Here is a 12,086-nt window from a genome sequence, read left to right as displayed (position 1 = left end):
GGCAAGCCGTCCTATCCGCCCGTGTTCGCCGCCGCAGCAACGGCAGGCCGCGTCTTGCATTTCGCTCTCAGCCGCGCGAAGGGCAGAATCTCTAAAGTGACTGTGCAACGCAATGAAGCGAACGGCGAAGGTGTCTCCCCGTTCGTTGAGCTGGACCGGCAGACCTGGTCCCGGCTCGCAGCCCAGATGGAACAGCCTCTGAACGAAGAGGACATTGTCCGTCTGCGCGGCCTCGGCGATCCTCTGGACATGAAGGAGATCCGCGAGGTCTATCTGCCGTTGTCCCGTCTCCTTCATCTGTATGTCGAGGCCGCTGGCCAGCTTCATGCGGCCACCACCACCTTCCTGGGCGAACAGACCCAGCGCACCCCGTTTGTGATCGGCGTGGCCGGTTCGGTGGCGGTGGGCAAATCAACCATCGCCCGTGTGCTCCGCGAGATGCTCCGGCGCTGGCCGGGCACCCCCAACGTTGAGCTGATCACCACGGACGGGTTCCTGTACCCCCTGGCCGAGCTCAAGCGGCGGCAGCTCCTGGAACGCAAGGGCTTCCCGGAGTCCTACGACCGGCGTGCCCTCCTGCGCTTCGTCAGCGAAATCAAGGGCGGCGCGGAGGAAGTCCGGGCGCCCTGGTACTCCCACGTCACATACGACATTGTTCCGGACAAGGAAGTGGTGGTCCGCCGCCCGGATGTGCTGATCGTCGAGGGTCTGAACGTCCTCGCCCCGGCACGCCCGCGCCACGACGGCAAGCAGGGGCTTGCCCTGAGCGACTTCTTCGACTTCTCTATCTATGTGGACGCCCCGACGTCCTACATCGAGGAGTGGTACGTGGAGCGGTTCCGCAAGCTCCAGAGCACGGCGTTCGCGCAGCCGGAGTCCTACTTCCACCGGTATGCCACGCTCTCCGAGTCGGAAGCTGAGACCACCGCGCGGGACATCTGGAAGCGGATCAACGAGCCCAACCTGGAAGAAAACGTGCTGCCCACCCGCGGCCGTGCCCAGCTGGTGCTGTCCAAGGACGCCGACCATTCCATCCGCCGCATGCTCCTGCGCAAGGTCTAGCACGCGTGTGCCACGACTGCGCCGCCGTTGAAGGCGTCCCTGCTGACCGCACCCCGGCGGCAGGGGCCAGCCGGCGCAGCTTCGCCCGGTTCCTCGCGGCCGGTGCCGGGCTGACTGTCCTGGCAGCCTGCACACCCGACGCACCCGCCCAGGTGGCGCCGTCGTCGTCCTCCCCTGCCCTTTCCCCAACTTCTCCCTCCCCTGCCGCGGCGGCCGCTTCGGAAAGTCCGACGGCGGCAGTTGAGCCGGCAGCGCAGGCACCTGTTGCACCGTCCCCCGCCGCAGCCCTCCCCCGGCAGTTCTCGCTGACGGAACCGGCGAGCCCGTGGCTGGTGGTCAACAAATACAGGCCCTTGGTGCCGGCTGACTATGTGCCCGCGGACTTGGTACAACCCAACATCCCGGTGACGGTTTCCGGCGAGGCGGCGCTGCTGAACAGCACGACGGCGGCCGCCGCGGAAGCGATGTTCGTTGCGGCAGCGCGGGACGGCGTCAGCATCACGCTGGCGAGTGGATACCGCTCGTACGGCACCCAGGTAACCACGTACAACGGCTACGTGGCTGCGCGTGGGCAGGCGGATGCGGACACGGCCAGCGCCAGGCCCGGCTACTCGGAGCACCAGACCGGATGGTCCTTCGACATCGGTGACGGCGGCGGGGCGTGCGGTTTCCAGCCGTGCTTCGCGGACCAGCCAGCCGCGGCCTGGGTCAAGGCGAATGGCCACCGATTCGGGTTCATCGTCAGGTATCCGTGGATGTTCCATCCGATTACCGGGTACTACTACGAGCCGTGGCACCTGCGGTACATCGGAGTGGAGGCTGCCACGGACATGGCGAACCGGGGCATCAGCACGCTGGAGGAGTACTTCGGCGTCGAGGCAGCGCCCGGGTATCCGTAAAGTACGTATGCTTGGTGCCCGACACGCGGTCAGGAATTAACAGTCCTGTCATGAGGGGCTAACCCACCTGCGCTAGCTTGGATCCTATGCTGACAGGATTCAAGAATTTCATTATGAAGGGCAATGTCGTTGACCTTGCCGTCGCAGTTGTGATGGGTGCCGCCTTCGGCGCCGTCGTCACGTCGATTGTCGAAGGCCTGCTCACGCCCCTGATCGGACGTCTGTTCAGTGCCAAGGGCATTGCAGAAATGCAGTGGGAGGGATTCATGTATGGGTCCGTCATCTCCTCCATCATTTCGTTCCTCCTGATCGCCTCCGCCATCTACTTTGTGGTGGTTCTGCCGATGAACCACATGATCGAACGCCGCAACCGCCGGCTCGGGATCGACCCCGACGTCAAGGAAGAATCCGCGGAAGATCCGCAGATCGCCCTGCTCACCGAGATCCGGGATTCGCTGCAGAGCCGGCCACTCTAGGTTCCGCCCCACGAAAAAGCGGCCCGCTTCCTTTCGGAGGCGGGCCGCTTCTTTGTCTCTTGGATCAGTCAGTAACGAGCTCCAGCGCGAGCTCCGTGCGGACCACCTGGGCGAGGCGCTCGGCGATGTCCTGCGCCGTTAGCTCGTCGCCTGCCTCCACCATGACCCGGACCACCGGTTCAGTACCGGAGGGGCGCAGCAGCACGCGGCCGGTGTCGCCCAGTTCCGCCTCGGCGACGGCCACGGAGGCTGCAAGGGCTTCTGAGCTGTGGACGCGGGTACGGTCCACGCCGCGGACGTTGATGAGGACCTGCGGGAGCTTGGTCATGACCGTGGCGAGCTGCTTAAGCGGACGGCCGGTGAGTGCGATCTGCGCTGCGAGCTGCAGCCCGGTGAGTACGCCGTCGCCGGTGGTGGCGTAGTCGGCGAAGATCACGTGCCCGGACTGTTCGCCGCCCAGGTTGTAGCCGCCTTCGCGCATGCTTTCCAGGACGTAACGGTCTCCGACCGCAGTTTCACGGATGCTGATGCCGGCCTCGCGGAGGGCGATCTTCAGGCCAAGGTTGCTCATGACGGTGGCCACCAGGACGTCGTCCTTGAGCTTTCCGGAGGCTTTCAGCGCGACGGCAAGGATGGCCATGATCTGGTCGCCGTCCACTTCGTTGCCTTCGTGGTCCACGGCGAGGCAGCGGTCGGCGTCGCCGTCGTGGGCGATGCCGAGGTGCGCGCCGTGCTTCACAACGGCTTCCTTGAGCGGGCCCAGGTGCGTGGAGCCGACTCCGTCGTTGATGTTGTGGCCGTCCGGATCGGCGCCGATGACCACGACGTCGGCGCCAGCGTCCTTGAACACCTGTGGGGAGCAGCCGCTGGCGGCGCCGTGGGCGCAGTCCAGCACCACTTTGATGCCCTCCAGCCGGTGCGGCAGAGTGCGCAGCAGGTGCACGATGTAGCGGTCTTCAGCGTCAGAGAAACGCTGGATCCGGCCCACGTCGACACCGACGGGACGCACGGGCTCGTTGGTCATCTGCGCCTCGATGGCGTCTTCGACGTCGTCCGGGAGCTTCTGGCCGCCGCGGGCGAAGAACTTGATGCCGTTGTCCGGGGCAGGGTTGTGCGAGGCGGAGATCATCACGCCGAAGTCTGCGTCCAGGTCAGCCACGAGGTAGGCTGCGGCCGGCGTCGGGAGGACGCCGGCGTCGTAGACGTCGATGCCTGAGCTGGAGAGCCCCGCCTCCACGGCTGCGGCGATGAACTCACCGCTCGCGCGCGGGTCACGGGCCACAACGGCGCGCGGCCGGCTGCCGTTGGTATTGCGGTCGTGGCCAAGCACGACGGCGGCCGCCTGGGCCAGCTGCATCGCCAACTCCGCTGTCAGCAAACCGTTGGCAAGGCCCCGGACACCATCTGTTCCAAATAATCTAGACACCGTGCAAGTCTAGAGGATGGGCCGAAATGCTCACGGTCAAGCAATCGAAGCTTCATCCCGACGGCGACCGCGACCCGCGATGTTCCTGCCAATGAACCTGGACAGCCGGTGACTCGGCTTCTCCACTAAGCGAAAGAAGACCTCGGCCGCCAGCAAAGAGAATGGCACGGCGACCAAAGCAATCTGGATCGGGTTTGTTTCATGCAATGAGAAGGCAACGGACACGACGATGGGTTCGTGGATCAGGTAGAGACTGAAGGACCGCACGCCGAGCCAGCGAACGAGGGAATTGTTTCCCAAGGCAATCGTTGGCTGCCATGCGATGAAGGCAAATATGAGTATTACGCCACCGAGAGAAGCCATGGAGATAACGACCGGCAGTTGCACGAAAAGCCAACGGGAACAAAGCAGGACCAGCGATGCGGTGAGGAGGCCCATCCACGCCCATGCTCCGAGTTTGCTGCCCCAACCCTTCACGACGTCCCGCCGCACGGCCAACAAAACACCGATGCCGAACATAGGAAGGTACACCGGAAGTGCCGTATACATCATGTTTCCAACCGCGATGAGCACCAAAAGCCCTGCTAGGCCGGGAATCCATGCGCGCCGGATACGTAAGGCGGCAATTAAGTAGAGCGGCAGGATGAGGGAGAAGAGTATCTCCCACTGGAGTGACCAGAGCGGCGAGTTGAGAGCGCCTGCTCCGCGAAGCAGGAAAGCGTCGGCCACCGCGTTGGGCGTCTCGTCGTGCAGGTTTAACCACGAGCTGAATTCCGCGCTTGCTACCCGTGGAACCGTCCACGCCATCAGGAGCGCGAACAGCAGGGAAGCCCAGACCGGCAAATAGATCCTGACAATGCGCTTGGGGTAGTAGGCTGCCCAATTCGGCCGCGAGGCCTGGACAAAAGGCAGGGTCAGGACGAAGCCCGACAATATGAAGAATACATACACCGCCTCTTGGCCTGCCCACACGAGGTGCAGAGGCGTGAAGGTAGTCCACCACACCCACGGCTCGAACGGTCCCGTCCCATTGCTGTCCACCGCCGCAGAGAGTTGAGGGGATACCAAGAAGCAGTGGTGTATGAGCACGACCAAAGCGGCGAGACCCCTCAAACCGTCGAGCGAGGTGTAGCGCGCGGTCGTGCGTGTTTCGTTGGAGTCCCCCATGCGCTCCACATTAAAGATCGGATGGAACGGGACGCCCGAGTGGTGTCTACCTGTCCTCTGGCCGCGCGGATCGGGCGGACTACTTGGTTTTTTTGGACTGTACCTGTCTTTGGCAAAAAGCCTCGCCCCCGGAGTTTAGGGCCTCTACTCTTTCATGCATGACACCTAGCTATGGGGGCTTGGCGCTCGAAATTGTAGTACCGGTTTTCAATGAGGAAGCCGTACTCGAAAACAGCATCTCAAGGCTCGCCAAATACCTGACGCACGAAATGCCTTCGACATGGAAAATAACCATTGCCGACAACGCAAGCACCGATCGGACTCCGATGATTGCGGCTCGACTCAGCGAGCAACTACCGAATGTTGAATATCGGCGCCTTGAAGTCAAAGGACGCGGTTATGCCCTCCGTGATGCCTGGGGTGCCTCTCACGCGAAAGTGCTGGCCTACCTGGACGTGGACCTTTCTACGGACCTCGCGGCCCTGCCGCCGCTGGTTGCTCCCCTGCTGTCCGGACATTCCGATATCTCGATTGGAACGCGCCTCGGCCAGAGCTCGCGCGTAAGCCGCGGGCCTAAGCGGGAATTCATTTCCAGATCCTACAATTTCCTGCTTCGGCGGACTATGCAGGTGCGCTTTTCCGATGCCCAGTGTGGCTTTAAAGCAATTCGCGCCGATGTAGCCCGTCGTTTGCTCCCGCATGTGGAAGACAATGGCTGGTTCTTTGATACAGAACTGCTGATTATCGCCGAACGTTCGGGGCTGCGTATTCATGAGATTCCCGTTGACTGGGTGGACGACCCGGACAGCCGAGTGGACATCAAGCAGACCGCTCTGGACGACCTGCGCGGCATGGTCCGCGTGGCTGGATCCTTGGTGAAAGGCTCCATTCCAGTACAGGCGATCTATGCGGAGCTCGGCCGCCGACCGATTGTGCCTCCAGGACGGCCGAGCTTCTTTGGCCAGGTCATCCGGTTTGGCCTCGTTGGTGTTGTCTCAACTTTGGCCTTCGCGCTGCTCTACTTGATGCTGCAAGGTCCTTTCGGGGCCCAGGAGGCGAACTTCCTGGCCCTGTTGTTCACAGCAGTGGGCAACACGGCAGCGAACCGCAGGTTCACGTTCGGCATCAGCGGCCCGGCAAAACTATTCACCCAGCAGTTCCAGGGTCTGATCGTGTTCGTGCTGGCCTGGGGCATCACGTCTTCGTCCCTGCTGGTGCTTCACACAGTAAATCTGGATGCCGCGCCTAGTACTGAACTCCTCACGCTGACGGCTGCCAACGTCTTCGCCACGCTCATGAGGTTTGTGCTCCTACGGATTTGGGTCTTCCGGGTCCGCCGCATCGACGAACGTGCCGCGGTCCTGGCGCTGCGGCCTGCTGGGCATCCCGTCCGTTGAGTGTCACAGAGACGAGCCGTTCCAAGGCTCCTGCGAAGGACACTGCCTGGCGGCCGCTGCCGTGGGAGCAGATAGGCTTGGCTGTCCTTTTAGCGGGCACGGCGCTCACGTTCCTCTGGGGCCTGGACCGCAATGGCTGGGCCAACCCCTACTACTCCGCAGCCGCCCAGGCCGGGTCTCAAGACTGGAAAGCCTTCTTCTTCGGATCCCTCGACGCCGGCAATCTCATCACTATCGACAAACCGCCGCTGAGCATCTGGATCATGTCGCTCTCCGTCCGGCTCTTCGGACTCACGTCATGGGCCCTCCTGGTCCCCCAGGCCATCATGGGCGTGGCCACCACTTGGCTAATCTACAAAATCATCCGCCGCAGCCACACAGCCGCACCTGCATTGCTGGGCGGTCTGATCTATGCCACCACCCCCGTCGTTGTGCTCATGTCCCGCTACAACAACCCCGAACCCCTCATGGGCCTCCTCACAGTCGCCGCCGTCTACTTCGTGATCCGAGCCATCGACGACAATCGCTGGACCTGGTACCTGCTCGCCGGAACCGCACTCGGGCTCGGATTCATGGCAAAACAGATTCAAGCCTTCCTGCCAATCCCCGCCCTTGTACTCGCCGTCCTACTCTTCGGCGCGGGCACGCTCGGTTCCAGGGTCTTCCGTCTTCTAGTTGCCCTCGGAGCCCTAGTAATCAGCGGAGGCTGGTGGCTGGCAATCGTCGATCTCACCCCGGCAGCCGATCGGCCATACGTCGGCGGATCCGCAACCAACAGCATGCTCGAACTGACACTCGACTACAACGGGCTGGCACGGTTTCTGCGGTTCAGCGTCGATCCGCAGACCGGGACGGCCGTTGGACCTAATGGCGCAGCGACTGAGTATGACGGAGGTTTCAGCAGGCTTTTCAACGCAAATTTCGCCCCCGAGGGCGCTTGGTTGCTGTTCACAGCGCTAACTTGCGCACTCGCACTGGTCATGCTGTGGCGCCAATCGGGTGGAACCAGACTCGCGTCAGGGTTGATGACGGTGGGAGTTGTGTGGCTAGGAGCCGTCTACGCAGTATTGAGTTTCATGGGCACGATGACCCACACATACTATGTCTTTTCGATCGCGGCCCCTATTTCCCTTATGGTCCCTCTGGGCCTCGTTATGTTGTGGAACCAGCGACACCGGCTCGTGCTCCGTCTCGTCGGCGCCGTACTGCTGATCGGAACGGGTTACACGGCTGTCCGGATCTTTCAATACAGCAATGAATGGGGCCCGTGGCCCGTAACGGTCGTCGGTGTAATGATGCTCGGCGTTGCGGGATGGCTGTTCGCCGCGACGAGACTCCAAAAACTGCTTACGTGCTCCGTGATCCCGTTGGTTATGGTCTTAGCGCCTATCGCCACCGACATCGTCACGCTTTCCGGATTGCACTCGGGCACTAATCCACTCTCAGGTCCAGTAGGCAACAACCCTGGTGCTTTGTCAGCCCATCTTGATGCAGCGCGGCGCGGTGATCCGCCATTGGCCCGGCATCTGGGATTCGGTGTGGAACCCTCGGCCGAAGTAGCCACAATGCTGCGTACTTCGGACGGAGCGGAATGGGCCGCCGCGACCTACACGGCTCAGAACGCTGCCGTGTACCAGCTCGCGTCGCAACGCCCCGTGATTGCCCTCGGGGGATGGCTTGGGGATGATCCGGCGCCCACTGTCGACCAGTTCAAAGGGATCGTGGAGGACCGGCGTATCGCATACTTCATTCACCAGCAAGTAATTGTGGACGAAGTCCCCCTGGGACGTAATGCTGTTGCTATCACGGATTGGGTGCAGTCCAACTTCAAGGGGGAGAACGTTGACGGCGTCACCATCTACAACCTTAGGAAATAAGGGGGTCAAGCCCCACAAAAACCATAATTTAGGCAGTACCCGAACTTGGGAAATTGGCACGCTGATCGGCATTATCTCAGGATCTGCTCTGATTTATGTTTGGGGACTGGCTGGCAACGGCTGGGCCAATGCGTACTATTCCGCCGCCGTCCAAGCTGGCCAGCATGATCTTGCCGCGCTCTTCTTTGGATCCGCGGATTGGGGCAACTCCATAACCGTGGATAAGCCTCCGTTGAGCTTGTGGATTATGGGCTTGTCAGTCCGAATATTTGGACTGAATACGTGGGCGCTCCTCCTTCCGCAAGCTGGGATGACCATGGCCAGCACCCTATTGATCTATCGGGTGGCGCGGCCGCACTTGCCCGCATCATTGGCGCTGCTCTCCGCTGCTGTTTTTGCAATGACTCCTATTACGGTCCTTCTAGCCCGGTACAACAATCCTGATCCTCTGATGGTGCTCCTCATGCTTTCGGCCCTCTATGCTGGGATTCGGGCCGTAGAGACAGACCGGAGTCGACTCCTTTATCTAGGGGCCTGTTTTCTCGCGCTGGGCTTTCTGACAAAACAGCTCCAAGCGTTCCTGGTGCTGCCAGCCATAGTCCTCGTCTTCCTTGTGTATTCATCATTTGCTTGGCCCAAACGGCTTGTCACGCTTCTTTTTGCTTGCGTGATGCTTGTTGCCGGTTCGCTTGCCTGGCCGATGGTTGTGGAACTGACACCCCCCATGTCCCGCCCCTATGTCGGTGGTTCAGCCACGAATAGCATGCTGGAGCTGACCCTTGGATATAACGGTCTCGATCGCGTGCTGAAGCGTGAAGCGGACCCTTCCACGGCGCTGATTCCCGAAGCGATGCGGCGCCTTGATACCGATGCAGGGTTCTTCAGACTGTTTAATGCAAACTACGGGCAAGAGATCGGTTGGCTACTAGTCCCAGCCCTTATAGCGTCTATCGCCATCACCGTTCAACTCGTATCCGGGAGATTCAGTCGCAAGAAATCCATACTCGCCACCGCTGCAGTGAGCTGGCTGGCCACCACCTATATCGTCTTGTCATTCATGGGGAATAGTTTTCATTCGTACTACACTGCATCACTGGCAGCACCGCTGGCTTTATGTATCGGTCTGGGCGCCGAGCTCGCCTTCACTTCCGGCAGGACAGTCCTAAGCCGAGTAGGGCTTGGATTGACAGTAGTTGCGAGCTCTATCTTTTCCCACGCGATGTGGCAGTTGAGCGACGCGTATTTGGAATGGCTCGGAAACGCGCTCCTTTACGCCGGGTTACTTTCCGGCGCAGTCCTGCTTCTGCCTGCTCCGCAGAAGTGGATTTCAGTGGCGGCGTCATGGCTGGCAATTGGCAGCCTGCTTGTGGGGCCTTTGTACTGCTCAGTGATCACGCTCAGTTCTCCCCAGAATGGTTCGAATCCACTGTCCGGTGGCGTTGCAAGAAACCCACACACACTCAGCCGCTTCCTCCAAGGCGTCAGGGTGCAGGATCCGGCGTGGGCTTCGGGGCTGGCCATTGGCAATAGTCCGAGTCCGGCAATTGCCGAACTTCTTCGTAGTGCAGACGCCGATTGCACGTGGGCTGCCGCTACATATCCAGGCCAAACTGCAGCTCGGTTCCAACTGGAAGTGGGGAGGCCAATTATGCCAATCGGTGGCTTCGCAGCAACGGATCCCAGCCCGAAGCTGGAGCAATTCCAACAGGCCGCGTTGACTGGGCGGCTTTGCTACCTGGTTGAACAGCCGGAGCAACTCATGGTTCCGGGGAACAGCTCAGAATTGGCGGCTATTCACGACTGGGTACGCAACACCTTCAGAGCGGAGAATATCGATGGCGTCACCGTCTACCGCCTTGCGCTTTAGGCCGGAGATTCAGGAAGCTCTGGCCGTTACGCAGAGGCGCTGGTTTCAACTGTGGCCGGACCTGTTCCTTTTGGCAGTGGCCGGCCTTGTGTACTTTTGGAACCTGTCCATAAACGGCTGGGGTAACCCGTACTACGCGGCTGCAGCTCAGGCCGGCTCTGTGGACTGGGTTGCACTACTGTTTGGCTCCGCGGATGCAGGAAACGGACTCACAGTAGACAAACCGCCACTGCACTTGTGGGTCTTGGCGCTTTCGGTGAAGGCTTTCGGGCTTAGCTCTCTGAGCGTACTGGCACCTCAGGCTCTGATGGGCATGGCGACGGTCTGGCTGGTGTACAGGACGGCGTTGGTTCTGGGCAGTCGTCGACAAGCCGTGATTGCTGGCTTGTTTGTTGTTTTCACCCCGGTGACCTCAATGATCTTTCGATTCAACAACCCGGACGCGCTCCTTCTGTTACTTTGGGCCGTGGTGGTCTTCTATGTCGTCAAGGCGGTCGAGAAGAACGCAGCACGCTACCTATACGTGGCCGCGTCCCTCCTAGGAATGGCCTTTCTCTGCAAGCAATTCCAGAGTTGGATCATAGTTCCGGCCGTGGTTGGCGCCATTTTCCTCTTTGGCGTTGGCCCGGTGGTGGCCAGGGTGCGACAGCTGTTGGTTGCCGCTGTCGTTATGGTTCTGCCCCCTTCGATTTGGACGATGGTCGCGGAGTTCACCCCTGCCAGCCAAAGGCCATGGATTGGAGGGTCTGTGAGTAACAGCTTTCTTGAACTCACGTTTGGTTACAACGGGCTCGGAAGGCTTACAGGACAGACCCATTTGGGAGCCACTAACCCTAAGGACTTTGACGGAATCGTCGGATATGACGCTGGCCTTTGGAGACTGCTGACAATCAATTACGCACCCGAGATTGCTTGGTTCCTGCCGGTTGCATTCGTGGGCGCTGCTTTCCTCATTGCGAGGCTCTTTCGAAGAAGCCTCGGACGAACACAAGCGTTTCTGTCTTTTTTGCTCTTAGCGTGGTTTGGCACGGCATTTACAGTGCTCAGCTTTATGACGGGAGACATCCACCCTTATTACACAAGCATGCTGGCACTTCCCGCGGCCTATCTCGCAGCGCATGCTGCAGAGAGCTTCTGGGTGAACCGGAGCCGACTCCGTTATCGGAGAGGTGCTGCACTGTTGACTCTGCTTTGTATGTTCTTGACATCAGGGATCCTAACTTGGTTTCAGGATTGGCAGCCATGGGCAGGCTTCCTGGTCAAAATATTGGCGTTGGCCGCCTCATTAGTTCTTGGCGTACTCCTGGGCAACAAGCGGTTGCGCGCCACGTCTGCTGGCTACGTCCTTGCCGCGGCGTCCTTGCTGCTTATCCCCAGCCTGTTTGTTGCGGAGTCGGTAACGACCCCCCAGCAGGGATCATTCCCAATTTCTGGACCTGTACCCTCAGTGGAAAGCTGGCATAGGCGGGACGCCGAGCAATTACGCCTGAATGAGAAGAGTAAGTTTTCGGAAGCACGCGGGGAACCAGTCATCCCGCACATATCTGCCCTGCTTGAAGAGGTACCTTCGGACGTTACTTGGGCTGCGGCGACAACTGGTAGCCAAAATGCTGCACTATACCAACTGGCCACCGGCCGTAGTGTGATGTCTATAGGCGGTTTTTCCACTGGAGACGTTTACCCTCCCCTGAGCGATCTCCAAGATCTGGTGGCAAATCGGAGAATCGCCTATTACATTCACCAGCCAGGAATACTAGAGTGGGCGGCAGCAAGCTCGAACACTATTGCAGTCGTTTCTTGGATTGAGGAAACCTTCACGTCTGAAGTAATTGGCGGAGTTCGCTTGTTTGATCTTCGAAGCAAACTGCCTGATCGATGACATGAAAAGCCCGCCCCGCCAACGGCGGGACGGGCT

Annotated in this window: 9 protein-coding genes; 7 read left to right on the top strand and 2 right to left on the bottom strand. The window is 60.4% G+C overall.

The genetic code is table 11. From position 1 onward, the window contains the following. The first annotated feature begins 96 nt into the window (after nt 1–96). The 3 genes from coaA (at nt 97) to mscL (ending at nt 2,437) form a co-directional block, all read left to right on the top strand. Nucleotides 97–1,062, top strand: a complete 966-nt coding sequence (gene coaA / locus EYS21_RS01395; RefSeq protein WP_131131339.1) for a type I pantothenate kinase — start codon at nt 97–99, stop codon at nt 1,060–1,062. Between the two features lie 110 nt (nt 1,063–1,172). Beyond that, nucleotides 1,173–1,961: a M15 family metallopeptidase gene (locus EYS21_RS01390; RefSeq protein WP_131131874.1), complete on the top strand. Its 789-nt coding sequence runs from the start codon at nt 1,173–1,175 to the stop codon at nt 1,959–1,961. 86 nt (nt 1,962–2,047) lie between these two features. After that, nucleotides 2,048–2,437, top strand: coding sequence for a large conductance mechanosensitive channel protein MscL (gene mscL / locus EYS21_RS01385; RefSeq protein WP_131131338.1), 390 nt, complete (start codon nt 2,048–2,050; stop codon nt 2,435–2,437). 64 nt (nt 2,438–2,501) lie between these two features. On the opposite strand, the gene glmM is transcribed toward mscL, so the two are convergent. Both glmM and EYS21_RS01375 read right to left on the bottom strand, forming a co-directional pair. Then, the gene (glmM, locus tag EYS21_RS01380; protein WP_131131337.1) at nt 2,502–3,863 is read right to left on the bottom strand and encodes a phosphoglucosamine mutase; all 1,362 of its coding nucleotides are present in this window, start codon (nt 3,861–3,863) and stop codon (nt 2,502–2,504) included. A gap of 36 nt (nt 3,864–3,899) precedes the next feature. Beyond that, nucleotides 3,900–5,030 carry an acyltransferase gene (locus EYS21_RS01375; protein ID WP_131131336.1) on the bottom strand — a complete coding sequence of 377 codons (1,131 nt, stop codon included), beginning with the start codon at nt 5,028–5,030 and terminating at the stop codon, nt 3,900–3,902. Nucleotides 5,031–5,188: 158 nt separating this feature from the next. Here EYS21_RS01375 and EYS21_RS01370 point away from each other — a divergent pair, with 158 nt between their 5' ends. The 4 genes from EYS21_RS01370 to EYS21_RS01355 all read left to right on the top strand — a co-directional run bounded on the left by EYS21_RS01370 (nt 5,189) and on the right by EYS21_RS01355 (nt 12,050). Then, nucleotides 5,189–6,427: a bifunctional glycosyltransferase family 2/GtrA family protein gene (locus EYS21_RS01370; RefSeq protein WP_131131335.1), complete on the top strand. Its 1,239-nt coding sequence runs from the start codon at nt 5,189–5,191 to the stop codon at nt 6,425–6,427. Between the two features lie 77 nt (nt 6,428–6,504). After that, complete coding sequence (locus EYS21_RS01365) at nt 6,505–8,304, top strand: glycosyltransferase family 39 protein (RefSeq protein ID WP_242633229.1); 1,800 nt, start codon at nt 6,505–6,507, stop codon at nt 8,302–8,304. Then, entirely contained in the window at nt 8,270–10,171 is a 1,902-nt protein-coding gene (locus EYS21_RS01360) for a glycosyltransferase family 39 protein (RefSeq protein ID WP_165478239.1), read from the top strand. Before EYS21_RS01365 ends, EYS21_RS01360 begins: the two co-directional genes overlap by 35 nt. Further along, nucleotides 10,140–12,050 carry a glycosyltransferase family 39 protein gene (locus EYS21_RS01355; protein WP_131131332.1) on the top strand — a complete coding sequence of 637 codons (1,911 nt, stop codon included), beginning with the start codon at nt 10,140–10,142 and terminating at the stop codon, nt 12,048–12,050. Before EYS21_RS01360 ends, EYS21_RS01355 begins: the two co-directional genes overlap by 32 nt. Nucleotides 12,051–12,086: the final 36 nt, after the last annotated feature.

Origin of the sequence: Arthrobacter sp. S39, assembly GCF_004320525.1 — a bacterium.
In the GTDB taxonomy this organism is placed as follows: domain Bacteria; phylum Actinomycetota; class Actinomycetes; order Actinomycetales; family Micrococcaceae; genus Arthrobacter.
Note: the sequence above shows the minus strand (reverse complement) of the source record. Positions and strands in the feature narration are given on the sequence as shown.

Excerpts from the sequence above, each read along its gene's own strand:
- mscL (WP_131131338.1), top strand. The coding sequence starts at position 2,048 with ATGCTGACAGGATTCAAGAATTTCATTATGAAGGGCAATGTCGTTGAC.
- EYS21_RS01370 (WP_131131335.1), top strand. The coding sequence starts at position 5,189 with ATGACACCTAGCTATGGGGGCTTGGCGCTCGAAATTGTAGTACCGGTT.
- EYS21_RS01375 (WP_131131336.1), bottom strand. The coding sequence starts at position 5,030 with ATGGGGGACTCCAACGAAACACGCACGACCGCGCGCTACACCTCGCTC.
- EYS21_RS01355 (WP_131131332.1), top strand. The coding sequence starts at position 10,140 with ATGGCGTCACCGTCTACCGCCTTGCGCTTTAGGCCGGAGATTCAGGAA.